Source organism: Microbacterium testaceum, assembly GCF_020781835.1.
Classification (GTDB): Bacteria; Actinomycetota; Actinomycetes; order Actinomycetales; family Microbacteriaceae; genus Microbacterium; species Microbacterium testaceum_H.
In genome coordinates this window covers 1-26,669 of the sequence record NZ_JAJGNJ010000016.1, presented here as the reverse complement: position 1 = coordinate 26,669, position 26,669 = coordinate 1, and the positions used below count along the sequence as shown (strand labels likewise).

Sequence of the window (26,669 nt, the reverse complement as noted above, 5' to 3'; positions counted from 1 at the left end):
ACCATCGCACGATGGCTCACCCCGTCGCGGTCACGACGCCGCGGGCCCGAAAGACCACCACCCCGCGGGACTCCAGGGCGAAGTGTTCATGCGGAGGCTCCGGTGAAGAAGAACGAGAAAGGAAGGCCGTGTCCGGCGGGGGCCAAGACGGGCGGAGAAGGACCTGAAGGACCTGAGCGCACGGCATCCGGTGATCGGACGGCGGCGCGGGAGCGGAGACGCGGGGTCTCAACGCGGCGAGGTCACGCCTGGCGGGTAGGCATGCCGACGGCGGCGGTCACTCCGCGCAGGGGTGCAGACAGCACGGGAGCGGCGGTGAAGCCGGTGGTGTTGCGAATCATGGGGTGACCTCCTTTCGACGTCGGTTGCGACCCCCGACGCTAGCGGGCGCATTCAGCGAATGTCAAGCCGATCTCCAGAAATCGCAGAATTCCGGGCGTGTCGTCTCGGTACGCGCGGCCCGGCGTCGCGGTTGTCCGCGGGCGGTCCGGTACCGTGATCGCTCAGAACATCGGGTCGGGAAGGCGCATCCGCATGCACCTCAAGAGCGTCACGCTGAAGGGATTCAAGTCCTTCGCGCAGTCGACGACGTTCGCGCTGGAACCCGGTGTGACGTGCATCGTCGGTCCCAACGGCTCGGGGAAGTCGAACGTGGTCGATGCTCTCGCGTGGGTCATGGGGGAGCAGGGCGCCAAAACACTCCGCGGCGGGAAGATGGAGGACGTCATCTTCGCCGGCACCTCGACCCGCGGTCCCCTCGGACGCGCCGAGGTGCAGCTCACGATCGACAACTCCGACGGCGCGTTGCCGATCGAGTACAGCGAGGTGACGATCAGTCGAACGCTGTTCCGCACCGGTGCGAGCGAGTACGCCATCAACGGCCAGACCTGTCGGCTGCTCGACGTGCAGGAGTTGCTCAGCGACTCGGGGCTCGGCCGCGAGATGCATGTGATCATCGGGCAGGGACGACTGGACACCGTCCTTCAGGCGACGGCGGAAGAACGGCGCGGATTCATCGAGGAGGCCGCGGGGATCCTCAAGCACCGTCGACGCAAAGAGAAGACGGTTCGCAAACTCGAGGCGATGGAGACCAACCTTACCCGGTTGAGCGATCTCGCCGGGGAACTGCGCCGCCAGCTGAAGCCGCTCGGCAAGCAGGCCGAGATCGCGCGGGAGGCCGCGACGATCGCGGCGGTCGTTCGCGACGCGAAGGCCCGTCTGTTCGCGGATGAACTCGTGCGGCTGCGGCGTGAGCTGGCGGATGCCGCCGCGGCCGAGAGCGAGCGGCACACCGAGCGCCTGATGCTGCAGGACCAGGCCGACGGCATCCGTCAGAAGGTCGAGCGGCTCGAGGAGGAGCAGCGCTCGGAGGCCGTGGACCGTGCGCGCCGCGTCGCGTTCTCGCTGGAGCAGGTGCAGGAGCGACTCCGCGGACTGTTCACACTCGCCGGTCAGCGTCTCACCCTGCTCGCGGATGACGACGAGGACGTCGGCGCGGCCTCGCCCACGGTGACGCAGGGGATGATCGACGACCTCCGCGCCGAGATCGACGACATCGCCGGCGGTCTCGGCGATGCCCAGGATGCCGCGGCGGATGCGGCTCGCGGTGTCGCCCGGGCGCGGGCCGAGCTCGATGCCCTCGACGCCGACATCGCGGCGCAGAGTGCGCTGGTCTCCGAGCACGACATGAAGCTCACGGCACTGCGCGGCTCCGCGGAGGCCGCGGCATCCGGGCTGTCCGCGGTCCGCGGCGCGGTCGAGCGGCAGCAGCGCGCGCTCGACGCGGCGCTGGAACGGCGCGCCGAGGCGGAGCAGGCTCGGGCCGCTCTCGACCCCGAGGTGACGCCCGAGGAGTCGACGGCGGAGCACGCCGCCGCCTACGAGCGCACGCAACGTGAGACCAACGACACCGAGGCCGAGGTCGCGGGCCTCCGTGAGCGGCTGCACGCCGCCGAGCGCGAGCGCGACGCGCTGACGGCGCAGACCACGGCGCTCGGACGCGCGCTCGACGTCCGCAACGCCGCGGCGGACCTGGCGGCGAGCGGGGCCGAGGGCATCCGGGGGCTCGTCGGGGACGCCGTGAAGGTCACCGCCGGCTATGAGGCCGCCATCGCCGCCGCGCTCGGCTCTCTGGCCGAGGGGCTCTTGGTCGACGATCAGGCGGCGGCGTTCGCGGCCGCCCGCCTCGCGCGGGACGAGGATCTCGGCGTCGTGGAGATCGCGATCGCCGCGGCGCCCGACGCCGATGACGGTCCGCGGATCGACGGCGGCGTGCGTGCCGTGGACATCGTCTCCGCTCCGGCCGGGGTGCGCGGCATCCTGTCCGGGGTCGTGATCGTCGACGACCTCGCCGCGGCGGAGGCGATGCGCCCGGCCCTGACCAGCGCGCCGGCGGGAACCGTCGTCGTGACGCGCGACGGAGCGGTGCTGACCGCCCGCACCCTGCGGGCCGGGTCCGGCGGCGGACGCTCGCGCCTGGAGCTCACCGCCGAGCGCGATGCGGCGGCCGATCGTCTCGCGGAGGTCACCGTCGTCGCCGACTCGCTGCGCGAGGCCCTGGCCGACGCCCAGCAGAAGCTCACCGCCGACCGTGCCCGGACGAAGGATGCGCTCGCGACCCTGCGCGCACACGACGCCGCTCTGGCGGCGCACGCCGAGAAGCTGAACCGGGTCACCGTCCGCCACGAAGCCGCGGTGGCCGAGTGCGAGCGGCTGGAGGCCGGTCTTGCGCAGGCCCAGCTGACGGTCGCGGATGCCGAGGAGAAGGCCCGCGCGGCGGACGAGACGCTCGCGCGGGCACTGGAGGTCCCGCGTCCGTTGCTCGACGCGTCGGCGCGCGAGGGGATGCTCGCCGACCTGGAGTCCGCGCGCGAGGTCGAGATGCGCGCGCGGCTCGACATCGAGACGCTCCGCGAACGCGTGAGAGCGGGCGAAGCCCGCATCGTGCAGCTCGAACAGCAACGGGAACGTGAGCGGGCCGCCGCGGCGGCGGCCGCGCGCCGTGCCGTACTCCGCCGCGCGCAGCGCGAGATCGCGGCTGAGGTCGCCGCGGCGCTGCCCGCCCTGTTGGACTCGGTCGATCGGTCCGTGAGCCAGGCTCGCGTGGAACTCGCGGCGGCGGAGTCGGCCCGGTCCGCGGTGACCGCCGACCTTGCGCGCGCGCGCACCGAGGAGACCGCGGTGCGCGAGCGCCTTGCGCGTCTGACCGAGAGTGTGCACGGGCTCGAGTTGCAGATGCACGAGAAGCGTCTGCACGTGACGAGCCTGCTCGAACGGGTGCAGTCCGAGTTGGCGCTCGACGAAGACATTCTCGTTTCGGAATATGGCCCCGATCAGCCGATCCCCGCTGAGGACGGCGACGAGCCGGAGCCGTTCGAGCGGTCGAGACAGAAGCGCCGCCTTCAAGAGGCCGAACGGAAGCTCGCACAACTGGGTCGTGTGAACCCGCTCGCGCTCGAGGAGTTCGCGGCCCTCGAGCAACGTCACGCCTTCCTCACCGAGCAGCTCGCCGATCTGCAGCAGACCCGTGCCGATCTGCAAACGATCATCGCCGAGCTCGACGAGCGGATGCAGACGATCTTCGTTGCGGCGTTCGAGGACACGCGTGCGGCTTTCGGCGAGATCTTCCCGATCCTGTTCCCCGGCGGCTCCGGCAGCATCTCGCTCACCGATCCCGAGAACCCCCTCACGACGGGGATCGAGGTCGCGGTTCGTCCGGTGGGGAAGAAGATCGAGCGTCTGTCCCTGCTGTCGGGCGGCGAACGCTCCCTCGCGGCGGTCGCGTTCCTCACGGCCATCTTCACGGCCCGGCCGAGCCCGTTCTACATCCTCGACGAGGTGGAGGCGGCACTGGACGATGCGAACCTCGGTCGTCTGCTCGGTGTCTTCGAGAAGCTTCGCGAGAGCAGTCAGCTCATCGTGATCACGCACCAGAAGCGCACGATGGAGATCGCCGATGCGCTCTACGGGGTGTCGATGCGGCAGGACGGGGTCTCGGCCGTCGTCGGACAGCGCGTCGGCGACCGCGCCCGCGCTGCGGCGGAACCGGTCACCGTAAGCTGAGGTAATGGCTGAGAACTCCTGGTCGCTCGGCCGCGCGCTGCGCGGGCTGTTCGTCAAACCCACCATCGACGAGACCACGTGGGACGACCTGGAGACGGCTCTGCTGACCGCCGACTTCGGACCCGACGTGACGGAGCGCCTCATCGACGAGCTCCGCGAAAAGGTCGACCGCTACCGCACGACCGACCCGTGGGACCTCCAGCGCATGCTGCGCGAGACGCTCGAGGAGCATTTCGCCAAGTTCGACACGACGCTGCGTCTGACCGAGCGCCCCGCGGTGGTGCTCGTGGTCGGCGTCAACGGCGTCGGGAAGACCACGACGATCGGCAAGTTCGCGAAGTTCCTGCAGCGATACGGCCGGAGCGTGGTCGTCGGCGCAGCCGACACGTTCCGCGCCGCCGCGGTCGACCAACTGGCGACGTGGGCCGAACGCGGGGGAGCCACGATCGTCCGACCGCAGCACGAAGGTCAGGACCCGGCATCCGTCGCCTTCCAGACCGTCGCGCACGCCAAGGAGACGGGCACCGAGATCGTGCTCGTCGACACCGCCGGACGCCTGCACACCAAGGGCGGGCTCATGGACGAACTCGGCAAGATCAAGCGCGTCATCGAGAAGCAGGCACCCATCAGCGAAGTGCTCCTGGTCCTGGATGCCACGACGGGCCAGAACGGCCTGATGCAGGCCCAGGCCTTCCTCGACAGCGCCGGGGTGACCGGCCTCGTCCTCACCAAGCTCGACGGTTCGGCCAAGGGCGGCTTCGTCCTCGCGGTGCAGGAGCGCACCGGCATCCCGGTCAAGCTCCTCGGGCAGGGCGAGGGCATCGGCGACCTCACGGGCTTCACGCCGCACGTCTTCGCCGCGTCGCTCGTCGACTGACTCCCATACCGCACTCGCACGCCGTGGCGGGTCGCCTTCCGCGAGGCGGGTCGGGCTGGTTTCATGGGGGAATGGCGATCGAGCACGACTTCTTCGGACTCCTCGAGTCGGGACCCGACGGGTCGATCTTCTGGTCGGAGAACGTCGAGTTCGGCGACCAGAGCGTCACCGTCGACCTCACCGCTCCCGATCAGGACGACGTCTCCATCGACGCGCTCGATGTCGCCGCGGCGATGATCTCGTCGCTCGAGACCATCGACCTCGCAGCGCGCAACGCCATGGTGAACGAACTCGACGACCGCACCAGCGAGGTGACGGAGTACATCCTGCAGCAGCAGGCGACCCTCGGCGACGATCTCGACGACTTGCTCGTCGACCCGTCCGGAGACACGCACATCGACGTCATCAAGTCGCTCCAACTGATGAGCATGACGATTCTGGCCGACGAGCACGGGGGCGCCGACCCGTTCGCGGTCCTCGAGTACGCCCTCGACCCGGACTCCACCGACGACGTGCTGCTGGTGAATCTCGCGTCCGATGGCCAGGTGCAGTCGGTCACCAGCGCCGACTGATCGTGCAGACCTTCCTGCCCTACGCCTCGTTCGTCGACTCCGCGGCCGCCCTCGACGGCCGCCGGCTCGGCAAACAGCGCGTCGAGACGTTTCAGCTCTTGCGCGCCCTCACGGTGCCGGACCACGGGTGGCGCCACCACCCGGCCGCGAAGATGTGGGACGGACACCTGCCCGCTCTGGTGGCATACGGCCTGGTGATGACGGACTCCTGGATCGCACAGGGCCGCGCCGACACGGTGCGCGGGAAGATCCTCGCGTTCGCGCCCGAAGTCGACGGGGTGTCGCAGGACGCCCTGGATCTGCCTCCGTGGGTCGGCGACGAGGCGTTCCACCTCGCGCACCGCTCGAACCTCGTGCGAAAGGACCCCGAGTTCTATCGCCCCCGTTTCGGCGATGTGCCCGACGACCTGCCCTACATCTGGCCGGTGTGACTCACACGGCCTGGGCGAAGCCGGCGTCCGCCGCGGCGATGTCCTTCGCGAGGTGCGCGAGATGCGGCGGGATCTCGCGACCCTTCGACACCATGGACTGCGCCCACAGGCGTCCTGCGCGGTAGGACGAGCGCACCAGCGGACCGGCCAGGACGCCGAGGAAGCCGATCCGCTCGGCCTCCTCCTTGAACTCGACGAACTCGGCGGGCTTGACCCATCGCTGGACCGGAAGGTGCCGTGGGCTGGGGCGCAGGTACTGCGTGATCGTGATGATGTCCGTCCCGGCCTCGTGCAGGTCCCGCAGAGCCTGTACGACCTCTTCGGGCTCTTCCCCCATGCCGAGGATGAGGTTCGACTTCGTGATGAGACCCGCGCCCCGGGCGGCTGTCAGCACGCCCAGCGACCTCTCGTACCGGAACGCCGGGCGGATGCGCTTGAAGATGCGCGGCACCGTCTCGACGTTGTGCGCGAACACCTCCGGTCGGGACGAGAAGACCTCGTCGAGGAGCGCCGGGTTGCCCGAGAAGTCGGTCGCGAGGATCTCGACGCCCGTTCCCGGATTCTCAGCGTGGATGCGTCGCACGGTCTCGGCGTGCAGCCAGGCGCCCTCGTCGGGCAGGTCATCACGCGCGACGCCGGTCACCGTGGCGTAGCGCAGTTGCATGCGCGTCACGCTCTCCGCGACTCGGCGGGGTTCGTCGGTGTCGTAGTCGGCGGGCTTGCCCGTGTCGATCTGACAGAAATCGCACCGCCTGGTGCACTGCGAGCCCCCGATGAGGAACGTCGCCTCGCGGTCTTCCCAGCACTCGAAGATGTTGGGGCAGCCGGCCTCCTGGCACACCGTGTGCAGCTCTTCGGTCTTCACCAGGTTCTGCAGCGCGGTGTACTCAGGGCCGAGGCGCGCCTTGGTCTTGATCCACTCGGGTTTGCGCTCGATGGGGGTCTGCGCGTTGCGGACCTCCAGGCGCAGCAGCTTGCGTCCGTTGGGAGCAGTGGATGCCGCGCCCCCGGCGTTGCCCGTTCCGCAGGCGCTCACGCGGCCACCGCCGCGTACTCGGCGCGGAAGGCGGCCTCGATGCTGTCGACGATGTCGGCGGGGGAGACCTCGGCCCCGAGGACCTCGCTGACCGTCGTGACCCCGGCATCCGTGATCCCGCAGGGGACGATGCCCCGGAATCCCGAGAGGGAGTTGTCGCAGTTCACCGCGAATCCGTGCATGGTGACGCCTTTCTCGACGCGTACGCCGATCGCCGCGATCTTGTCGTCGCCGAGCGGTCGGCGCACCCACACGCCGCTGCGCCCCTCGACCCGGAAGCCCTCCACGCCGTGCGCGGCGAGGGCGGAGATGAGAAGGCCCTCGAGACGACGCACATGGGCGACGACGTCCATGGGTTCCGGGAGCCGGACGATCGGGTAGCCCACGAGCTGCCCCGGGCCGTGCCACGTGATCTTGCCTCCGCGATCCACGTCGATCACGGGGGTGCCGTCGGTCGGGCGCTCGTGCGCCTCGGTGCGCTTGCCCGCGGTGTACACCGACTCATGTTCGAGCAGCAGGAGGGTGTCGGAACGCGTGCCCGCGACCACCTCGGTGTGCACGGCCCGCTGCAGAGCCCAGCCGTCCAGATACGGCACGTAGTCGGGGGCGAGCCCCGCGCGAAGGATGTCGAGCACCACCGCTCCCGTTTGTTGGATTGCGTCCAAGAATACACGCGACGGTGCGTTCTAGGCTGTCGGCATGGCATCCGAATCGCGCACGGGGCGCCCGCGCGCGTCGTCGCGCGAGGTGCTCTCCGAGGCGGCGTGCGAGCTGTTCCTCGAGAAGGGATACGACGCCACGTCGGTGTCGGACATCACCCGACGCGCCGGGGTGAGTCGCTCCAGCTTCTTCAACTACTTCTCCGCCAAGAGCGACGTCCTCTGGTCGGGCTTCGACGCACGTGTCGACGCGGCCGTCGCCGAGTTGCGCGACGGCGGGGCACTCCACGAGGTGCTGCGGGGGATCGGCGACGGGCTCGCCCCGGACGCCCTCGCCCTCGCGATCGTGAACGCGGATGCCATGGGGATCGCCGCAGAACTCGACCGCGACCGCGCCATCCGACAGTTCCGCCTGCAGCGCGAGGCTGCCGCGCGTCTGGTCCGCGACGGCGCGGCGCCGCTGACCGCACAGGTCCGTGCCGGGGCGTTGTCCGCCGCCGTTCTCGCCGCGGTCTGGGCCTGGGCCGACCACACGGCCGGTCGTTCGCTGACGCAGACGCTGTCGGAGGCTCTGGCCGCGGCGTGACGGGCCGGCATCCACGGCCACACCGTCAGCGATCTGCACAACCTCACCCCGGCCGACCGGATCAGGGCTGAGGCTCGGCGAATCACCGAGGTTGTGCGACGGCCCCGCCCGACACGGCGGCGTCCCGCGGCGGGGCCGCGTAAACTCTTCCCATCATGGCGACTTTCGGCACCCTCTCCGACCGGCTCACAGAGACCTTCCGCAATCTGCGCAAGAAGGGGCAGCTCACCCCCGCCGACGTCGATGGGACGGTCCGCGAGATCCGGCGCGCCCTGCTCGATGCGGACGTGGCGCTGCCGGTGGTGAAGGAGTTCACGGCGGCGGTGCGCGAGCGCGCCCTCGGCGACGAGGTCAACCGCGCGCTGAACCCGGCGCAGCAGGTCGTGCAGATCGTCAACGACGAGCTCATCGGCATCCTGGGTGGCCAGCAGCGCCGGTTGCAGTTCGCCAAGAACCCGCCGACGGTGATCATGCTGGCCGGTCTCCAGGGTTCGGGAAAGACGACCTTCGCGGGCAAGCTCGCGAAGATGCTCGAGAAGGATGGACACACCCCGCTCCTGGTGGCCTGCGACCTGCAGCGGCCCAACGCCGTGAACCAGCTCCAGGTCGTGGCCGAGCGCGCCGGTGCCGCCATCTACGCTCCCGAGCCCGGCAACGGCGTCGGCGACCCGGTGAAGGTCGCGCGCGACGGCGTCGCCTACGCCACCCGGCAGCAGCATGACATCGTCATCATCGACACCGCCGGTCGCCTCGGCGTCGACGCCGAGCTGATGAAGCAGGCCGCCGACATCCGCACGGCGACGCAGCCCGACGAAGTGCTCTTCGTCATCGACGCGATGATCGGTCAGGATGCCGTGAACACGGCGAAGGCCTTCCAAGACGGTGTGGACTTCACCGGCGTCGTCCTGTCCAAGCTCGACGGCGACGCCCGCGGTGGCGCGGCGCTGTCGGTCGCGTCGGTCACCGGTCGACCCATCATCTTCGCGTCCACCGGTGAGGGCCTCGACGACGTCGAGCCGTTCCACCCCGACCGCATGGCATCCCGCATCCTCGACCTGGGTGACATCCTCACGCTGATCGAGCAGGCGCAGCAGGCCTTCGACGAGGCCGAGGCGATGAAGGTCGCCGAGAAGCTCGCGACCGAGACCTTCACCCTCGAGGACTTCCTCGAGCAGATGCAGCAGATGAAGAAGATGGGCTCCATGAAGAAGATGCTCGGGATGCTCCCGGGCATGGGCTCCATGAAGCAGCAGCTCGAGGATTTCGACGAGCGCGAGATCGACCGCACCGAGGCGATCATCCGCTCGATGACCGTCGCCGAGCGTCGCAACCCCAAGATCCTGAACGGCTCGCGCCGCCTCCGCATCGCGCGCGGTTCCGGCATGACCGTGACCGACGTGAACCAGCTCGTACAGCGCTTCGAGCAGGCGGCGAAGATGATGAAGACCGTTGCGCGCGGCGGTGTGCCCAACATCCCCGGCATGGGGCCCATCGGGGGGAAGCCGGGCGCTTCGTCCAAGCGCGGCAAGCAGCAGAAGGCGAAGGGCTCGCGTTCGGGCAACCCCGCCAAGCGGGCCGCGGAGAACGCCGGGATCGCCGCGGCGGCTCCCGCCACGGGGTCGGGCTTCGGCCTCGGCGGGCAGAAGGCTCCGAGCGAAGCCGATCTCGCCGAGCTGCAGAAACTGCTCGGCCGCGGCTGACGGCGGCAGAGCACGCCGCGGGGAAGGCTCCGCCTCAGGGCAGGACACCCGCGTCCTGCAACGCCGACACGACCGCCTGCTCGATGGCCTTCTGCCCGCGGGCGGTGGGGTGGATGTCGTCGACCTGCAACCAATCGGGGTGACCGGCGAGGGGCTGGCCGACGTCGACGAACGTTCCGCCGACGGACGAGACCGCGACACGAAGCGCATCCGAGGTCGTCACGGTGTCGCCGGGCACCTCGGGATCGGCGTTCCAGATGGTGCTGAGCCCCACGATCCGGGCATCGGGCGCGGCCTCGTGCAACCGCACGACGGTGTCGTCGGTGTCTGCGCGGATCTCGTCGGCGTCCTGCCAGAAGTCGTTGCTCGAGGACTGCACGATGATCAGCTCCGGCTGCAGGGCGGCGACAGCGGGCGAGAAGCCGGCGTACGGTGTGCCGCATTCCCCCGCGACGACGAACCCCATCCCCCCGCACGCGAGGTTCGTCACGGACACCTCGTCACGTTCGGCGAGCAGGTCCGGCCACGCCTCTCCGCGCGGGAGCCCGGCCCTCGACATGAGCGAGTCGCCGAGTGTCACCACCCGCAGCCGCGGTGTCGGAGCGGTCGCCGGTTGCGGAGCCGCCGGGGTGGTTCCGCCCTGGCTCTGTGCGGGCGCGGGGATGCCGGGGTCGGGCGCACAGCTGGACAGACCGACGATGCCGCCGACGGCCAGAAGAGCCCCCACGGAGATCGTGAGGCCGCGCCGAGGGATCATGGCGGGATCCTACGACGGCGAAGCTCTGCGTTCCCCGCCGGGCGAGGGGTTCGGACTCAGACCCGCAGCGCGGCGAGGTGCTCGCGCAACGTCGGTCCACCGCGGAACTCGCGGATCAGGTGCTGCACGACGGCGCGGAGGTCGCCGTCGGCCGCCTCGGCGACGGCGAGCTGTCGGGCTGAGCTGCCGCCCGTGGCGAGGATCGTCTCCAGCCCGGCGAACTCCCGCGCGCACTTCAGTTCGACGGCGATCTCGGCGAGCTCCTCCATCGTCGTGCGCAGGTGATCGCGCACGGGGAGCTGGGTCCCCTCGCGGTCGACGATTACGCGGGCGTCCAGCCCGTACCGTGCCGCCCGCCACTTGTTCTCGCGGGCGTACCAGGGCGGGATGCCGGGAAGCTCCCCGCCGGCGTCGAGGATGCGGGAGAAGTGCTCGACGAGGGTCTGGGTCAGCGCGGCGACCGCGGCGAGTTCGGGCAGTGTCGACATGCCGTCGCACGCGCGGATCTCGACGGTGCCCCACCGCGGCGCCGGCCGGATGTCCCACCGCACCTCGCTGGCATCCGCCATCACTCCCGTGCGGACCATGTCGTCGAGGTAGTCCTCGAACTCCGCCCACCCACTCAGCTGCCACGGCAGCCCCGCCGTCGGAAGCTGCTGGAACACCAGGGCGCGGTTGGACGCGTAGCCGGTGCGCTCGCCCGCCCAGTAGGGACTGGATGCCGAGAGTGCCTGCAGGTGGGGCAGGAACACCGTCAGGGCGTTGACGATCGGGATGACCTTCTCGACGTCGTCGACGCCGATGTGGACGTGGATGCCCCAGATCATCATGTTGCGGCCCCACCACTGGGTGCGTTCGATGAGCTTGTGGTACCGGGTCTTGTCCGTGACCTCCTGGTCGTACCACTGCGCGAAGGGGTGACTGCCCGCGCACAGCATCTCGATGCCGCGCGGCTCCGTGTGTTCGCGCAGGGCGCCGATGGCATCCGCGATGTCGTCGACCGCCTCCGCGACGGTCTGGCCGACGCCGCTGGTGACCTCCACCGTGTTGGTCAGCAGTTCGCCGGTGACGGTGAATCGTTCGAGCGCGGTGGCCTCTTCGACGCGGTCGAGGATCTCGGGGGCGCGGGGCACCAGGTCGCCCGTCTCGCGGTCGGCGAGCATGAGCTCCCACTCGAGTCCGACGGAGGAGCGCGCGGACGATGCGAACGGGAGCCTCATGCGGCCAGTCTGACATGGCGACACAGGCATCGGCGGGTTCGCGGCCTGCCGTGTCATCTGGCAGAATAGAGGGTCGGACCAGGCGCTCGACCCTCTATCCAGCGTCGGTCCTCCTCTTTGAGCTTCCGCCGGGTGTGCACCCCACGCTCCAGGCGACCGGTTCGTTCATTTCCCACCACAGGAGAAATCGTGGCTGTCAAGATCCGTCTCAAGCGTCTCGGCAAGATCCGTGCGCCCTACTACCGCATCGTCGTCGCCGACTCGCGCACCAAGCGCGACGGTCGTGTGATCGAGGAGATCGGCAAGTACCACCCGACCGAGGAGCCCTCGTTCATCGAGGTCGACTCGGAGCGCGCCCAGTACTGGCTCGGCGTCGGCGCTCAGCCGACCGAGCAGGTGCGTGCCATCCTCAAGCTCACGGGCGACTGGGGCACCTTCAAGGGCGACAAGGACGCGAAGTCCACCGTCAAGGTCCGCGAGGAGAAGGCCGCGTTCGAGGCCGACTCGTCGAAGAAGTCGGTCATCAAGCCCAAGGCCGAGAAGAAGGCCGACGAGGCTCGCGCCGCCGACGAGGCGCCTGCCGCCGACGAGACCTCGGCCGAGTAAGTCCCGTGCTGTCCGCCGCGCTCGAACACGTCGTCAAGGGGATCGTCGATCACCCGGACGCCGTGACCATCCGTTCCGCCACTTCGCCCCGCGGCGAGGTGCTGGAGGTTCGCGTGCACCCCGATGACCGGGGTCGCGTGATCGGGCGCGGCGGTCGCACCGCCAAGGCGTTGCGCACGCTCATCACGGCCCTCGCCGACGGGCAGCGCGTCCGCGTCGACGTCGCCGACGACTGATGTCGACCGGCGACGCCGCGGGCGCCCAGCCCGCCCGAACTCAGCTCCGCGTGGGCCGCCTGGTCAAAGCCCACGGTCTCAAGGGTGCGTTCAAGCTCGAGCTGTACACCGATGACCCCGAGGGGCGCTTCGTCCCCGGCAACACGTTCACCCTGCAGGTCCCCGAGACCTCGCCGTGGCATGGCCGCGAGCTGACGGTTAGAGAGTTCCGCTGGATGAACTCCCACCCCGTCGCCTTCTTCGAGGGCGTCGACGACCGCACGGTCGCGGAGGAGCTGGTGAAGGCGATCCTGTGGATCGACCAGGACACCGAGTCCGCTCCCGCAGAGGACGACGCGTGGTACGACCACCAGCTGGTCGGGCTCGACGTCGTCCGAGACGACGCGGTCATCGGGCGCGTCGTGCGGGTCGACCATTTCCCCGCACAGGACCTGTTGATCGTTCGGCCCGCCGGACGTGGCGAGGACGCCGACGTCCTGGTTCCTTTCGTCAGCGCGATCGTCCCCGAGGTCGACATCGAGGGCGGCCGCGTCGTGGTGACGCCTCCGGCCGGCCTGTTCGAGGAGATTCCGGGCGACGACGACGCCCCGCGCGAAGAGACCGCATCCGAGGCGGATGCCGACGGCGTCGATGACGCTGCCGAGGGCGACGCGCCCGACGAGGTCTCCGACTCCCGCGAGGACTGACGTGCGCATCGACGTCGTCTCGATCTTCCCGACGATCTTCGACGCGCTCGAGGTGTCGCTGCTGGGCAAGGCCCGCCACAGCGGGCTGCTCGATGTGCGTGTCCACGATCTGCGCGACTACACGCACGACCGGCACCGCACGGTGGATGACACCCCCTACGGCGGCGGTGCCGGAATGGTGATGAAGCCCGAGCCCTGGGGCGAGGCGCTGGACGACGTCACCGGTGACGTCGACGCCTCACCGGTCATCGTCTTCCCGTCGCCGGCGGGGGAGCGCTTCACGCAGAAGATCGCTCGTGAGCTCTCGACCGAGCAGCACCTGGTGTTCGGGTGCGGCCGGTACGAGGGCATCGACGAGCGCGTCTTCGATTACGCGGCCGGTCTGGGTCGGGTGCGACTGCTCAGTCTCGGGGACTATGTGCTCAACGGGGGCGAGGTCGCCGTCATGGCGATGGTGGAGGCCATCGGACGCCTCATCCCCGGGGTGGTCGGCAACCCGGAGAGCCTGGTCGAGGAGTCCCACGAGGACGGGCTCCTGGAGTACCCCTCGTTCACCAAGCCCGCCTCGTGGCGCGGCCGGGAGGTTCCGCCGGTGCTCCTGAGCGGCAATCACGGTGCCGTGGCGACGTGGCGCCGGGAGCAGCAACTCGAACGCACCCGCCAACGCCGACCCGACCTGCTGTCGGACTGAGTCGGGCGCCCGCGGGCGGCAGGCCGCCGTCGCCGTGCTCCGCGGGCCGTGCCCGCGGCATCCGATCCCGGCTGCCGCGGCGGCGGGAGTCAGTCGACGCCGAGGAACGACCGGTCGGTGAGGACCACCGGGCCGTCTGAGGTGATGGCGACCGTGTGCTCGGAGTGGGCGCCGCGGGAGCCGTCGGCGCTGCGGAGGGTCCAGCCGTCCGGGTCGGTGACGAGTTCGTCGGTCGTCTGCAGGAACCACGGCTCGAGGGCGACGACCAGGCCGTCGCGAAGCGGATAGCCCCGTCCCGCCTTGCCGTCGTTCGGCACGTGCGGGTCGCCGTGCATCGTGCGGCCGACGCCGTGGCCGCCGAAGTCGGTGTTGATCGACAGGCCGTCGGCGTGGGCGACGGCGGCCACCGCGGCCGAGATGTCACCGATCTTGCGGCCGACCGTCGCGGCGTCGATCGCTGCGGCCAGAGCGCGCCGGGTCGTGTCGATGAGCGCGAGGTCTTCGTCGCGTGCCGTGCCCACGACGAACGAGATCGCGGAGTCGGCGACCCATCCGTCGACGGAGGCGGCGAAGTCGAGCGAGACGAGGTCGCCGTCGCGCAGGACGTAGTCGTGGGGGAGACCGTGCAGCACCGCGTCGTTGATCGAGGTGCAGAGCACCTTTCCGAACGGACTGGCTCCGAACGACGGGTGGTAGTCGATGTAGCAGGACTCGGCACCCGCGGCGCGGATCATGTCGTGCGCGCGGCGGTCGAGGTGCAGGAGGTTCGTGCCGACCTTGGTCTCGTCGCGCAGCGTCGCCAGCACCTCCGCGACGAATCGGCCGGCCGGGCGCATGGCGTCGATCTCGGCCGGGGTGCGCAGTTCGATCATCGGTGTTTCCCTTTCCTCGAACCTCCATTCTCTCCGATCGCCGCAGTGCGCCGTCCCGCGTTCCAAGCGGCCGCACAACTGTCGCCCGTACCATCGGGTCATGGTCCTGCGCCGAGTCTTCCTCCGCTGGCTCTTCCCGGCCGCCTTCGTGCTGCCCCTGTGGCTGTTCGTGGGGTGGATCGTCTTCAGCGGTGGGAGCGGTTGGGCGCTGTTGTGGTTGCTCATCGCGGCGCCGGCGGTCTTCGTGACGCAGACGCTGGTCGCCCTCATCGTGCGCGGCCGCGCGACCGTGCGCACCGAGCGGGCCGCGTCGTGGCGCGATGTGATCGGTGTCGCGCTGTGGCAGCTGTGCGTGATCGCGCTCGGTCTGTACGACGGGGGGACGTTCTTCCCGTTGCTGGTGCTGAGTGTCGTGGGGGCGTTCGTGCTCGTGTGGTCCTCGCTCGTGCAGCTGTGGCGTGAGGCGCGCACAGGCGTCACGCTGCTGCACACCACCGACGGCACCGGATACATCCCGCCCACCCGGGAGCGCCCGCGCCCGCGGGTCGAGGGCGACGTGATCGTCGTGACGGAGAACCGCACGACCGACTGAGCCGGTTTGGTCGGTGTCGCCGTCCGTGGCAGAATAGGCGTTTGTGCCCTGACCGGCTCTGCCTCAGGGGAGTCCGCCGCTTCCGCGGCTCGGGCACGCTTCATCTTTTTCCCAATCATCGTGCGATCGACCTGTGGCGGTCGCAGGAAGTGACGATCATGCAGATCCTCGACGCCGTCGACGCGGCTTCGCTCCGCTCCGACATCCCCGTCTTCTCGCCCGGCGACACCGTCAAGGTGCACGTCAACATCACCGAGGGCAACCGCTCGCGCATCCAGGTCTTCCAGGGTGTCGTCATCGGCCGCTCCGGCGACGGTGTGCGCGAGACCTTCACGGTCCGCAAGGTCAGCTTCCAGGTCGGTGTCGAGCGCACCTTCCCCGTGCACAGCCCCGTGATCGACCACATCGAGGTCGTCACCCGTGGTGACGTGCGTCGCGCGAAGCTGTACTACCTGCGCAACCTCCGTGGCAAGAAGGCCAAGATCAAGGAGAAGCGCGAGCGCTGAATCCGCTGAACCGAACGCCCCGCGGCTCGTCGCGGGGCGTTCGTCGTTCCCGGGGTGCGGCAGCGCCGCGAGAACGCATCGCCCGACGAGTGCGTCGCCGTCTGCAGCACGGATCCCGGCCACACGCCGTCTCGGTCGGCGGGGCGGTGCGGCCGTGGCATCCGGATGCCACTGGGCGCGCATTTCAGAGCCATGGATGCCGCGTGACGTGCGGTGGGCGGTGGAGAATGTGCGAGGCTTGTCGGGCGGTCTTCCGGTGTGCGGTGAGCCCGGCGAAGGATCAACATGAGCGACGAAACCGCATCCCCTCCGGCCCCGACCGCTCGACGGCGGCGTGGGGCACTGACGTTCCTCCGCGACGTCGTGGTGATCCTGCTGATCGCCCTGGCGGTGTCCTTCCTGGTCAAGACGTTCGTGGTCCGGTCGTTCTACATCCCCTCGGCGTCGATGAACAACACGCTCCTGCAGAACGACCGCATCCTGGTGGACGAGCTCACGCCCCGGTTCGGCGAGTACTCCCGCGGCGACGTCGTGGTGTTCCGCGATCCGGGCGGGTGGCTGCCGTCTACGCCGCAGCCGCCGCGGCCACCGCTCGTCGAGGCGACGGACTGGCTCCTCTCCCTCGTGGGTCTGTCGGCACCGGACAGCGACGACCACCTCATCAAGCGCGTCATCGGCACGCCGGGCGACCACGTCGTGTGCTGCAACGCGCTCGGGCAGACCGAGGTCAACGGCGTGCCGCTCGTCGAGCCGTACGTGAAGCTCGCGCCCGGCGCCACGGCGCCCGAGCCCGTGCCGTACGACATCACGGTGCCCGAGGGGTCGCTGTGGGTTCTCGGCGACAACCGCAACAGCTCGAAGGACTCCCGGTACAACCAGGAGCAGCCGGGCAAGGGTTTCGTCCCGATCGACAACGTCGTGGGGCGCGCGTTCCTGATCACGTGGCCGTTCGACCGCTTCGGCCCGATCGACTTCCATCACGAGGTGTTCGCGGGGGTGCCCGCACCGGAGAGCGCGCCGTGATCGAGCCGACTCTGAGCCTCGAGCGCCGCCTGCTGAAGGAGCACGCGCTCATCATCGCGTGCGATGAGGTCGGTCGGGGTGCGCTGGCGGGTCCGGTCGCCGTCGGTGCGGCTGTGATCGACCCGGCCCGATCGCGTAAGCGCGTGCCGGCGGGGCTGCGCGACTCCAAGCTCGTGCCCGAGGCGCGCCGGCCCGAGGTCGCGGCCCGCGCCGCGGCTTTCGTGCAGCACAGCGCGGTCGGGTGGGCCAGTTCCGAGGAGATCGACGAGATCGGCATCATCCGCGCCCTCGGGCTGGCCGCCGTCCGCGCGATCGCCGATCTGCGCGCGCACGGCGTCGTCCCCGAGGACGCGCTCGTGATCCTCGACGGCAACCATGACTACATCACGCCGGCGGGGGAGCGCGGCCTGCGCGTGAAGCCGGTCATCAAGGCCGACCGGGACTGCGCGAGCGCCGCCGCGGCATCCGTGATCGCCAAGGTCGCACGCGACGCCGTCATGACCGGGCTGCACGACGAGCTGCCCGCGTACGGGTGGGCGCGCAACAAGGGGTACGCGAGCCTCGACCACCGCGAGGCCATCGGCGTGCACGGCATGAGCGTGCACCACCGACGCTCGTGGGCGATCGCGGCGGCTCCGACGCTGTTCTGAACGCCGGGCGGTCGGGTTCGGCGCGCGAGGTGCCTAGGATGGAAGCACCATGGATGACGACGTCTTCGAGGACTACGACCGCGAACTCGAACTGGCCCTGTACCGCGAGTATCGCGACGTGGTCTCGCAGTTCCAGTACGTGATCGAGACCGAACGCCGGTTCTATCTCGCCAACGACGTCAACGTCGTCCGCCGCGACACCGAACACGACTTCTACTTCGAGATCTCGATGACCGACGTGTGGGTGTGGGACATCTACCGCGCCGACCGCTTCGTGAAGTCGGTGCGGGTGCTGACGTTCAAGGACGTCAACGTCGAAGAGCTCTCGCGTCGTGACTTCCAGCTTCCCGAAGAGCTCTCGCTCGACAGCTGAGGGTTCCTCCCCAGGCGACTGACTCTCTGAGTCGTCCCCGGTTCGGGGTTCCCTCCCCGCGGGGTGGGTACGCCGGATGCCACGCTCTCGGGCATGGCAGCGAAAGACGACCTCGGGCGGGCCGGTGAAGAACGGGCCGCCCACCACCTGTCCGCGAACGGTTTCCGCATCCTCGACCGCAATTGGCGGTGTCCGCAGGGAGAGCTCGACATCGTCGCCGCGACCGCGGGCACGCTCGTCGTCGTGGAGGTGAAGACGCGCGCGAGCGAGGCGTTCGGGCACCCGTTCGAGGCGATCGATCGCCGCAAGGCCGACAGGTTGTGGCGGCTGGCGATGGCGTGGATCGCCGCGCATCCCGACGATGCGCGCGGACGCAGTCTGCGGATCGATGCGATCGCGCTGATCGGCGCCGACCCTCGGACGGCCCGGCTCGAGCACCTCGAGGATGCACTGTGACGGTCGCGCGGACATGGGCTGTCGCGCTCACCGGCGTTCGTGGCGACCTCGTCGAAGTCGAGGCCGACCTCTCCCCGCAGACGCCGGAGTTCGCGATCATCGGGTTGCCCGACAAAGCGCTCGGCGAGGCCGGACGACGGGTGCGCAACGCCTGCACGAACCGAGGGCTCGAGTTGCCCAAGCGGCGTCTCACGGTCAACCTCTCGCCCGCGAGCCTGCCCAAGCGCGGCTCGGCATTCGACGTCGCGATCGCCGTGGCCGCCCTGGCGACGACGGGGATGATGGATGCCGCTCGCGTCGCGGACACCGTGCATATCGGCGAACTGGGACTCGACGGACGCCTGCGCCCCGTTCCCGGCGTGCTGCCCTCCGTGCTGGCTGCCCACCGGGCCGGGCGGTCTCGTGTCGTGGTGCCGGCGGCGAACGCCGCGGAGGCAGCACTCGTCGAGGGCATGGAGGTGCGCGCCGCGACGTGTCTCGCGGAGGTGGTGCGCTGGCACGGCGGCGTCAGCGAAGCAACCGACCTCGCGCCGGTCCTCGCCGAAGAGCCATCGCTCGCGCGCGAGGAGTCCCTCGACCTCGCCGACATCGTCGGACAACCGGATGCCGTGGACGCCTTGATCGTCGCGGCCGCCGGCGGTCACCATCTGCTGATGAGCGGCCCGCCCGGCGCGGGCAAGACGATGCTCGCGCGCCGGCTGCCCGGCATCCTGCCCGATCTCGATGACGAAGCGGCGCTGTCCGTGGCGTCGGTGCGTTCGCTCTCGGGCGAGGTCGTGACGCGACTGAGCCGCACGCCACCGTTCGAAAGCCCGCACCACGGGGCGAGCGCGGCCGCTCTCATCGGCGGCGGGTCCGGGGTCGTGCGCCCGGGTGCCATCGCGCGTGCCAGCGAGGGGGTGCTGTTCCTCGACGAGGGCGGCGAGTTCCCGGCTACGGTGCTGGACGCGCTGCGCCAGCCGCTGGAAAGCGGTGTCATCCAGCTGCACCGCTCCGGTGTGTCCGCGACCTTTCCCGCGCGCTTCCAGCTCGTGGTCGCCACCAACCCGTGCCCGTGCGGTCAGTTCGGTGTCCCCGGGGGAGTGTGCGAGTGCGCGCCGCAGGCCATCCGCCGGTACACCCGGCGCTTGTCCGGACCGTTGCTCGACCGCATCGACCTCGACCTGCGCCTGCAACGGGTGTCGAACGCCCGGAGGGAGGCCGCGGCGTCGGTCGTGACGACGGACCGGGCGCGCCTGGTCGTGTCGGCCGCTCGCGAACGGGCGGCACGGCGCTGGGCCGGGACGCCCTGGCGTCGCAACGCCGACGTTCCGGGGACGTGGTTGCGCGGGGTTGCCGCACCGGATACGGAGGTGCTGCGCCCGCTCGACGCCGCCCTCCGACGGGGTTCGCTGACGCTGCGCGGGTACGACCGCCTGCTCCGCGTCGCGTGGACGGTCGCTGACATCGCCGGGCACGACAGGTTGCACGGTGACGATGTGGGACGCGCACTGTTTCTCCGACAGGGGAACGTCGCATGAGGGGCGTCGAACTGTCGGAGGAGGCGGCCGCCGACGCCCTCTCCGGACTCCGACTCCCGCATGATCGCGACGTCGTCGACGCGTTCGCGCGGGTGTGGTGGACGGTCCTGGCAGAACCGGGCGACGGCGCCGCCGGTGACCTCGTCGCCCGCTTCGGACCCGAGCGGGCGCTGAGGATCGCCCTCGCCGAGACCGACGACGAATGGAGCACCGCGCGTGCACGATGGCAGCCGCGCGTGAAGCCGAGCGCCGTGCGCGCAGCGTTGGACGCGGCCCGCCGCTCGGGCGCCGCTCTTCTCATTCCCTCCGACCCCCGATGGCCGAGGCGCCTGAGCGATCTCGGCGCACACGCGCCGCACGCTCTGTGGATGCGCGGCGCGCGGGGAGGGCTCGGGGAGGCGCCCACCGTCGCGATCGTCGGGGCCCGTGCGGCCACCCCGTACGGCGAGTCCGTCGCGGCCGAGCTCGGGGCCGAGCTCGCCGCCGCGGGTGTGGTCGTGGTCTCGGGCGCCGCCTATGGGATCGACGGCGCGGCGCACCGCGCCGCGCTGTCGGCGGATGGACGTACCGTCGCATTCCTCGCCGGCGGCGTCGACCGAGCCTATCCGCGCGGCCACGAAGCACTTCTGTCGCGCATTGCCGCATCCGGCGCCGTGCTCAGCGAGACACCGTGCGGTACCGCGCCGACCAAGTGGCGGTTCCTCTCGCGCAACCGCCTCATCGCGGCGCTGGCGGACGCCGTGATCGTCGTGGAGGCGGGGCACCGGAGCGGTTCTCTCAACACCGCGGCGCACGCGGCCACGCTCGGACGAGCACTGGGAGCCGTCCCCGGACCGGTGACCAGCGCGGCGTCCGCGGGAAGCCACCGCGTGCTGCGGGAGTTCGCCGGCGTGTGTGTCACATCAGCCGCCGACGTGTGGGAGATGCTCGGGGAGAACGGCGGCGCCGCAGCGGGTCGCGCGGCACCGGACCGCCTCGAGGGCGGACGCACCGACGACATGACGCGATTGCTCGATGCGCTCTCGCCGCGCGCCGGGCGGGATCCGGGGGAGATCGCCCGTCGGGCGGGGTTCTCGACGGGCGACGCGCAGTCTTTGCTGGGGTTGGCGGAGCTCGAGGGACGGGTGGCGCGCGGTGAGGATGGGCTCTGGCGAACGCTCCGCGAGCGAGCCTGAGGCGAGACCCAGAGAACATCGCGACCAGCCCGTATCGGCGGAGAGCGCGCGTCCTGAGGCGTCCGCCGACGCGAGGGGGGCAGTCTTGTCCCGTGCGGATCTCCGAGGCGATCGAGGGCTACCTGGGCCATCTCGGCAGCGTGCGCCGCCTCTCCCCGGCCACCGTGCGCGCCTACCGCTCGGATCTCGCGGACCTGGCACGGGCATCCGGCGACCCGGACGTGCGCGCGCTCGATGTCGAGACTCTCCGGGAATGGCAGTGGGAGGCCACGAACGCCGGACTCAGCAAGGCCACAACCGCCCGCCGCACCTCCTCGGTCAAGGGGTTCCTGGCCTGGGCGAGAGAAGAGGGCTTGACCGAAGCCGATCCCGGCCAACGCCTCGTCGCCCCGAAACGGGGCCGCACGCTCCCGACGGTCGCCACGGCGCCGGCGCTGGACGGCGTGCTGACCCAGGCGGGGAACGCCGCGATGACCGGAGACCCGCTCGCGCTGCGCGATCATGCGCTTCTCGAGGTGCTCTACGGAACGGGCGCACGCGTGTCCGAAGTCTGCGGCCTCGACGTCGACGACGTCGACCACGAACGTCGCACGTTGCGCCTGCGCGGCAAGGGCGACAAAGAGCGCGTGGTGCCCTATGGCGCGCCGGCCGCGGGGGCTCTCGACGCCTACCTCGTTCGCGGGCGTCCTGTCCTTCTCGCCCGCCGTGACGGAGAGGGGACGGCCGTGTTCCTCGGGGCGCGAGGGAGCCGCCTCGGCCCCCGAGCCGTACACGCCCTCGTGTCACGCCTCGTCGCTCCCGCGGTGGGTGCCGAATCGCTCGGTCCGCACGCACTGCGCCACTCGGCCGCGACGCACCTGCTGGACGGGGGAGCCGACCTCCGATCGGTGCAGGAGATCCTGGGGCACGCGAGCCTGGGTACGACGCAGATCTACACGCATGTCTCCGCGGAGCGGCTGCGTGAGGCGTACCGGTTGGCTCATCCCCGCGCGTGAGGGATCGGATCGCGGATCGCAGGCACGTTCCGCGGGGCCCGGAGGGTTGGCGCGGAATGATGCAGCGTCGTAGCGTGGCCCCGTGGACACCCGCACTCGCGTCGTCGCCTCCCTGGGAGCAACGATCCTCGGCGCCGTCCTCCTCACCGGCTGCGGCCTCGGTCCGCACCCCGTGGTGACCCGCCTGCCGCCACCGGCATCCGCTGGCGCCGCGCCCACGTCTCCCTCGAGCGCGACACCCACCGCGCAGGCATCCCCTTCCGTCTCTCCGTCCGCGACGGCACCCCTTCCGGCGAACACAGAGGTGCCTGACCTGGGGGGCGGATCGCTCACTTCGTGCGGAGACGGCGGAACGGCGTCCGTGACGGGGGCCGAGCAGACCGTCCGGGTGGAGGGCACCTGCGCTCAGCTCACCGTTTCCGGTTCCGCGATCACGGTCGACGCGCGTGCGGCCTCGATCGCCGTGCTCACGGTGGGCGGCGACCGGGTCGACGTCACGGCCGCCGCGATCGATGCGGCGACCGTGCAGGGCAACGACACGGCACTCGCCGTCTCCGCCGACCTCGGTCGGCTCGACCTCAGCGGAGATCGAGCCACGGTGTCCGTCGGTGGAGCGATCGGCTCGGTCGTCATCCGCGGCCAGGACAATTCGGTCACCGCGGATGGCGGCATCGGGGAAAGCACGGTGGAGGGCCGCGGTAACCGCGTCGGCTGACCGGCGCCGAGACGGACCCGAGCAGCGAGGACTTCTCAGCAGCACGGCAGCAGGATCGCTCGCGGCACCCCGCCGAGCAACCGCAGCGGGTTGACGTACTCTCCGTTCCATCTCACTCCGAAGTGCACGGCCCCCGGGACGACATGCCCTCCGGTGGCGACCTCGCCCACCGGGTCTCCGCGGGCGACGGGGTCACCCTCGCGCAGCGACGTCGTCACGGGCTCGAACGTCGTCACGAGGCCGTCGCCATGGTCGATCGTCACGACGGGACGCCCCGCCACCGCACCGGCGAAGGCCACGGTGCCCGCGGCCGGCGAGCGCACGCGCCCGACGGATCCGAGATCGATGCCCCGATGCCCGGCGGCGTACCGGTGCGCGGGAGCCTCGAACGGGCGGACGCCCTGCACGGCTTCGACCGGCCAGACCCAACGGCGGTGCGCGAGCGGGTCCGTCTCACCCGCACGGGCGGGCGCGTCGAGCAGGACCACCGCGAGGATCACAGCGACCGCGATCGCTTCCGCCACGCGTGCCCACCGTGGGACCGCCCGATGCGTTCGACTCGTCATGGTTCCACGCTGCCCGGGAGAGACGCCCGCGCGAGGGCCGTTATCGAGGTTCCGTGGGCGAGGGGCAGAGGGGCCCGCATGGGGAGGAGCCGTCCTGTATGCTGGAGGACGCATCCCGTGTATCGGGATGACTCCGCGTGCCCACAGCGCATCGCATTGATCTTCGGATCAGCGCACCGCGCGGCATCCACACCCCACGGTCCTCCGCCCCGGCGGAAGGCGGGTGTGCGCCGGGCACCAGGCTCGCCGCTTGATCGATCGGCGCGAAACAACCGCAACCACGGCGCGCAAGCGCCCAGAACAGGAGTACGACCATGGCCGTCGTCACCATCCGCCAGCTGCTCGACAGCGGCGTTCACTTCGGACACCAGACCCGCCGGTGGAACCCGAAGGTCAAGCGCTTCATCCTGACCGAGCGCTCCGGCATCCACATCATCGACCTCCAGCAGTCGCTGTCGTACATCGACAAGGCCTACGAGTTCGTCAAGGAGACCGTCGCCCACGGCGGCACCATCCTCTTCGTCGGCACGAAGAAGCAGGCGCAGGAAGTCCTCGCCGAGCAGGCGACCCGCGTCGGCCAGCCCTACGTCAACCAGCGCTGGCTCGGTGGCCTCCTCACCAACTTCTCGACCGTCTCCAAGCGCCTCGCGCGCATGAAGGAGCTCGAGGAGCTCGACTACGACAACCCGGCCGAGAGCGGCTTCACCAAGAAGGAGCTCCTGCTCAAGAAGCGCGAGCTCGACAAGCTGCACAAGTCGCTCGGTGGTATCCGCAACCTGCAGAAGACCCCCTCGGCGATCTGGGTCGTCGACGCCAAGCGCGAGCACCTCGCCATCGACGAGGCCAAGAAGCTCGGCATCCCCGTGATCGGCATCCTCGACACCAACGCCGACCCCGACGAGTTCCAGTACCCGATCCCCGGCAACGACGACGCGATCCGCTCGGTGAGCCTGCTCACGCGCATCATCGCCGACGCCGCCGCCGAGGGCCTGATCCAGCGTCACCAGCCCGCCGGTGAGGACGAGGCCGCCGAGCCCCTCGCCGAGTGGGAGCGCGAGCTGCTCGAGACCAACGCCGAGACCACCGAAGCGGCGACCGAGTCCGCTGACGACGCCGCCGGTGCCGAGGCTCACGACGAGGCCGTCGCCGACGCGTCGGGCGAAGAGGCCGCCGAGGTCGCCGCCGCCGAGGCCGCCGACAGCAAGTAAGCGCAGCCGCCGCTCACCGCGGCGTCACCCGCACAGGCTACGATCCGGCGGGGTCGTGACCGCGCCCACGGGCGCGCACGGCCCCGCCGGTCTCACATCAGAACGCACAACGACAAGGAGACGCCACACCATGGCAAACTTCACGATCGCCGACATCAAGGCGCTGCGCGAGCAGCTCGGCACCGGCATGGTCGACACCAAGAAGGCGCTCGAAGAGGCCGACGGCGACGTCGAGAAGGCCGTCGAGATCCTGCGCCTGAAGGGCGCCAAGGGCAACGCCAAGCGCGCCGACCGCTCCACCAGCGAGGGCCTCGTCACGGCCCGCGAGACCGAGGGCGCTGTGACGCTGCTCGAGCTCGCCTGCGAGACCGACTTCGTCGCCAAGAACGACCGTTTCATCGCGCTGGCCGACAAGGTCGTCGCCGCGGCCGCTGCCGCCGGCGCCGACTCGGTCGAGGCCGCCCTCGCCGCCGACGCCGACGGCCAGACCGTCGAGCAGCTCATCTCGGATGAGGCCGCGATCATCGGCGAGAAGGTCGAACTCCGTCGCGTCCGCACCATCCGCGGCGACAAGTTCGAGGTCTACCTGCACAAGACCAGCAAGGACCTCCCGCCCCAGGTCGGTGTCGTCCTCGCCTACACCGGTGACGACGCCGAGACAGCCCGCTCCATCGCGCAGCACATCTCCTTCGCCAACCCCTCCTTCCTCACCCGCGACGACGTGCCCGAGGCCGACGTCGAGAAGGAGCGCGAGATCGTCACCGAGATCTCCCGCAACGAAGGCAAGCCCGAGGCTGCTCTGCCGAAGATCGTCGAGGGCCGCGTCAACGCGTTCTTCAAGCAGGTCGCGCTGCTCGACCAGGACTACGCGAAGGACAACAAGCTGTCCGTCGCGAAGGTCGCCTCCGACGCCGGTCTCACCCTGACCGACTTCGCCCGCTTCAAGGTCGGCGCGTAAGCACCGATGACAAGGCCCGGGATGCCACGGCATCCCGGGCCTTTTCCCTGCGCGCACGGCGTATCGGTCGCGTCGGCGGGGGAGATAGTTTGAACCAGACGAGAGGACATGACACGTGATCGATGAAGCGACCCGGCGCCGCCGCGTTCTACTCAAGCTTTCCGGTGAGGCATTCGGTGGGGGACAGCTCGGGGTCAATCCCGACGTCGTCAGCCAGATCGCCCGCGAGATCGCCGAGGCGGTGGATCGCGTCGAGATCGCGATCGTCGTCGGCGGTGGCAACTTCTTCCGCGGCGCGGAGCTCAGCCAGCGCGGCATGGACCGCGGCCGTGCCGACTACATGGGGATGCTCGGCACCGTGATGAACTCGCTCGCGCTTCAGGACTTCCTGGAGCAGGCGGGCGCCGCCACGCGCGTGCAGTCCGCGATCTCGATGACGCAGGTGGCCGAGCCGTACATCCCGCGTCGCGCGCAGCGACACATGGAGAAGGGGCGCGTCGTCATCTTCGGCGCCGGCGCCGGCCTGCCCTACTTCTCCACGGACACCGTCGCGGCGCAGCGCGCGCTCGAGATCGGTGCATCCGAGGTGCTGGTCGCCAAGAACGGTGTCGACGGCGTCTACACCGCAGACCCTCGTGTGGATGCCACGGCCACCAAGCTCGACCACCTCACCTACGCAGACGCCCTGCAGAAGGGCCTGAAGGTCGTGGACTCGACCGCGTTCAGCCTGTGCATGGACAACGGCATGGACATGCGCGTGTTCGGCATGGAGCCCGCGGGCAACGTCACCAAAGCGCTGCTCGGCGAGACGATCGGTACCCTCGTCACGTCGTGACGCGCGGCGCGGGGGGGGGGGGGGGGGGCCCCCGCCCCCCCACCGGGAGGGGTAGAGCAAACCAAAGAGAGAGAACCCACACGCCGGGGGAAGCCCCAGCACGGCG

At 70.3% G+C, this 26,669-nt stretch carries 29 protein-coding genes; 23 read left to right on the top strand and 6 right to left on the bottom strand.

Annotated features, from left to right (window positions below; translation table 11 throughout):
- The first annotated feature begins 534 nt into the window (after positions 1-534).
- The 4 genes from smc (at position 535) to LL239_RS16715 (ending at position 5,942) form a co-directional block, all read left to right on the top strand.
- Entirely contained in the window at positions 535-4,062 is a 3,528-nt protein-coding gene (gene smc / locus LL239_RS16730) for a chromosome segregation protein SMC (protein WP_228164523.1), read from the top strand.
- 4 nt (positions 4,063-4,066) lie between these two features.
- Positions 4,067-4,939 (top strand): signal recognition particle-docking protein FtsY, encoded by an 873-nt coding sequence (gene ftsY, locus LL239_RS16725; protein ID WP_228164522.1) that lies wholly within the window; start codon positions 4,067-4,069, stop codon positions 4,937-4,939.
- Between the two features lie 71 nt (positions 4,940-5,010).
- Entirely contained in the window at positions 5,011-5,511 is a 501-nt protein-coding gene (locus LL239_RS16720) for a DUF2004 domain-containing protein (protein ID WP_228164521.1), read from the top strand.
- Positions 5,512-5,513: 2 nt separating this feature from the next.
- Positions 5,514-5,942 (top strand): MSMEG_6728 family protein, encoded by a 429-nt coding sequence (locus tag LL239_RS16715; protein ID WP_228164520.1) that lies wholly within the window; start codon positions 5,514-5,516, stop codon positions 5,940-5,942.
- Between the two features lies 1 nt (position 5,943).
- Here LL239_RS16715 and lipA read toward each other — a convergent pair whose 3' ends face one another.
- Positions 5,944-6,978: a lipoyl synthase gene (gene lipA, locus LL239_RS16710; RefSeq protein ID WP_228164519.1), complete on the bottom strand. Its 1,035-nt coding sequence runs from the start codon at positions 6,976-6,978 to the stop codon at positions 5,944-5,946.
- Positions 6,975-7,613 (bottom strand): lipoyl(octanoyl) transferase LipB, encoded by a 639-nt coding sequence (lipB, locus tag LL239_RS16705; protein WP_228164518.1) that lies wholly within the window; start codon positions 7,611-7,613, stop codon positions 6,975-6,977. Before lipB ends, lipA begins: the two co-directional genes overlap by 4 nt.
- 64 nt (positions 7,614-7,677) lie before the next feature.
- Here lipB and LL239_RS16700 point away from each other — a divergent pair, with 64 nt between their 5' ends.
- Positions 7,678-8,223 (top strand): TetR/AcrR family transcriptional regulator, encoded by a 546-nt coding sequence (locus tag LL239_RS16700; RefSeq protein ID WP_228164517.1) that lies wholly within the window; start codon positions 7,678-7,680, stop codon positions 8,221-8,223.
- Between the two features lie 155 nt (positions 8,224-8,378).
- Positions 8,379-9,923 (top strand): signal recognition particle protein, encoded by a 1,545-nt coding sequence (ffh, locus tag LL239_RS16695; protein ID WP_228164516.1) that lies wholly within the window; start codon positions 8,379-8,381, stop codon positions 9,921-9,923.
- Positions 9,924-9,957: 34 nt separating this feature from the next.
- On the opposite strand, the gene LL239_RS16690 is transcribed toward ffh, so the two are convergent.
- Both LL239_RS16690 and LL239_RS16685 read right to left on the bottom strand, forming a co-directional pair.
- Positions 9,958-10,680 carry an SGNH/GDSL hydrolase family protein gene (locus LL239_RS16690; protein WP_228164515.1) on the bottom strand — a complete coding sequence of 241 codons (723 nt, stop codon included), beginning with the start codon at positions 10,678-10,680 and terminating at the stop codon, positions 9,958-9,960.
- A gap of 56 nt (positions 10,681-10,736) precedes the next feature.
- Complete coding sequence (locus LL239_RS16685; RefSeq protein WP_228164514.1) at positions 10,737-11,900, bottom strand: glutamate--cysteine ligase; 1,164 nt, start codon at positions 11,898-11,900, stop codon at positions 10,737-10,739.
- A 189-nt stretch (positions 11,901-12,089) separates the two neighbouring features.
- On the opposite strand from LL239_RS16685, the gene rpsP reads away from it, so the two are divergent.
- The 4 genes from rpsP to trmD are packed head-to-tail and all read left to right on the top strand — an operon-like array spanning position 12,090 to position 14,119.
- Positions 12,090-12,506, top strand: coding sequence for a 30S ribosomal protein S16 (gene rpsP / locus LL239_RS16680; protein ID WP_228164513.1), 417 nt, complete (start codon positions 12,090-12,092; stop codon positions 12,504-12,506).
- A 5-nt stretch (positions 12,507-12,511) separates the two neighbouring features.
- The gene (locus LL239_RS16675; RefSeq protein ID WP_063257548.1) at positions 12,512-12,742 is read left to right on the top strand and encodes an RNA-binding protein; all 231 of its coding nucleotides are present in this window, start codon (positions 12,512-12,514) and stop codon (positions 12,740-12,742) included.
- Positions 12,742-13,428 carry a ribosome maturation factor RimM gene (gene rimM / locus LL239_RS16670; protein WP_228164512.1) on the top strand — a complete coding sequence of 229 codons (687 nt, stop codon included), beginning with the start codon at positions 12,742-12,744 and terminating at the stop codon, positions 13,426-13,428. The genes LL239_RS16675 and rimM overlap by 1 nt, the downstream gene beginning before the upstream one ends.
- Before the next feature lies 1 nt (position 13,429).
- Positions 13,430-14,119: a tRNA (guanosine(37)-N1)-methyltransferase TrmD gene (gene trmD, locus LL239_RS16665; RefSeq protein WP_228164511.1), complete on the top strand. Its 690-nt coding sequence runs from the start codon at positions 13,430-13,432 to the stop codon at positions 14,117-14,119.
- Between the two features lie 89 nt (positions 14,120-14,208).
- Here the strand turns inward: trmD and map are convergent, their stop codons facing one another.
- Positions 14,209-14,991 (bottom strand): type I methionyl aminopeptidase, encoded by a 783-nt coding sequence (gene map / locus LL239_RS16660; RefSeq protein ID WP_228164510.1) that lies wholly within the window; start codon positions 14,989-14,991, stop codon positions 14,209-14,211.
- A gap of 100 nt (positions 14,992-15,091) precedes the next feature.
- On the opposite strand from map, the gene LL239_RS16655 reads away from it, so the two are divergent.
- The 10 genes from LL239_RS16655 to LL239_RS16610 all read left to right on the top strand — a co-directional run bounded on the left by LL239_RS16655 (position 15,092) and on the right by LL239_RS16610 (position 22,996).
- Entirely contained in the window at positions 15,092-15,583 is a 492-nt protein-coding gene (locus LL239_RS16655) for an MFS transporter permease (RefSeq protein WP_228164509.1), read from the top strand.
- Between the two features lie 158 nt (positions 15,584-15,741).
- Positions 15,742-16,089, top strand: a complete 348-nt coding sequence (gene rplS, locus LL239_RS16650; protein WP_228164508.1) for a 50S ribosomal protein L19 — start codon at positions 15,742-15,744, stop codon at positions 16,087-16,089.
- A 285-nt stretch (positions 16,090-16,374) separates the two neighbouring features.
- Positions 16,375-17,112: a signal peptidase I gene (lepB, locus tag LL239_RS16645; RefSeq protein ID WP_228164507.1), complete on the top strand. Its 738-nt coding sequence runs from the start codon at positions 16,375-16,377 to the stop codon at positions 17,110-17,112.
- Complete coding sequence (locus LL239_RS16640; protein WP_228164506.1) at positions 17,109-17,762, top strand: ribonuclease HII; 654 nt, start codon at positions 17,109-17,111, stop codon at positions 17,760-17,762. Before lepB ends, LL239_RS16640 begins: the two co-directional genes overlap by 4 nt.
- Positions 17,763-17,811: 49 nt before the next feature.
- Positions 17,812-18,135, top strand: coding sequence for a DUF2469 family protein (locus LL239_RS16635; protein ID WP_022878868.1), 324 nt, complete (start codon positions 17,812-17,814; stop codon positions 18,133-18,135).
- Positions 18,136-18,228: 93 nt separating this feature from the next.
- On the top strand, positions 18,229-18,591 hold the full coding sequence (locus LL239_RS16630; RefSeq protein ID WP_228164505.1) for a YraN family protein: 363 nt from the start codon (positions 18,229-18,231) through the stop codon (positions 18,589-18,591).
- Complete coding sequence (locus tag LL239_RS16625) at positions 18,588-20,111, top strand: YifB family Mg chelatase-like AAA ATPase (protein ID WP_228164504.1); 1,524 nt, start codon at positions 18,588-18,590, stop codon at positions 20,109-20,111. The genes LL239_RS16630 and LL239_RS16625 overlap by 4 nt, the downstream gene beginning before the upstream one ends.
- Positions 20,108-21,286 carry a DNA-processing protein DprA gene (dprA, locus tag LL239_RS16620; protein WP_228164503.1) on the top strand — a complete coding sequence of 393 codons (1,179 nt, stop codon included), beginning with the start codon at positions 20,108-20,110 and terminating at the stop codon, positions 21,284-21,286. The genes LL239_RS16625 and dprA overlap by 4 nt, the downstream gene beginning before the upstream one ends.
- Before the next feature lie 92 nt (positions 21,287-21,378).
- Entirely contained in the window at positions 21,379-22,281 is a 903-nt protein-coding gene (locus LL239_RS16615; protein WP_228164502.1) for a tyrosine recombinase XerC, read from the top strand.
- Positions 22,282-22,363: 82 nt separating this feature from the next.
- A complete protein-coding gene (locus LL239_RS16610; protein ID WP_228164501.1) occupies positions 22,364-22,996 on the top strand; it encodes a hypothetical protein in 633 nt (210 codons plus the stop codon).
- Positions 22,997-23,031: 35 nt separating this feature from the next.
- Here the strand turns inward: LL239_RS16610 and LL239_RS16605 are convergent, their stop codons facing one another.
- Positions 23,032-23,562: a murein hydrolase activator EnvC family protein gene (locus LL239_RS16605; RefSeq protein WP_228164500.1), complete on the bottom strand. Its 531-nt coding sequence runs from the start codon at positions 23,560-23,562 to the stop codon at positions 23,032-23,034.
- 314 nt (positions 23,563-23,876) lie between these two features.
- On the opposite strand from LL239_RS16605, the gene rpsB reads away from it, so the two are divergent.
- The 3 genes from rpsB (at position 23,877) to pyrH (ending at position 26,563) form a co-directional block, all read left to right on the top strand.
- Positions 23,877-24,770 (top strand): 30S ribosomal protein S2, encoded by an 894-nt coding sequence (rpsB, locus tag LL239_RS16600; protein ID WP_228164499.1) that lies wholly within the window; start codon positions 23,877-23,879, stop codon positions 24,768-24,770.
- Positions 24,771-24,900: 130 nt separating this feature from the next.
- Complete coding sequence (gene tsf, locus LL239_RS16595; protein ID WP_077051618.1) at positions 24,901-25,728, top strand: translation elongation factor Ts; 828 nt, start codon at positions 24,901-24,903, stop codon at positions 25,726-25,728.
- Positions 25,729-25,843: 115 nt separating this feature from the next.
- The gene (pyrH, locus tag LL239_RS16590; protein WP_228164498.1) at positions 25,844-26,563 is read left to right on the top strand and encodes a UMP kinase; all 720 of its coding nucleotides are present in this window, start codon (positions 25,844-25,846) and stop codon (positions 26,561-26,563) included.
- Positions 26,564-26,669: the final 106 nt, after the last annotated feature.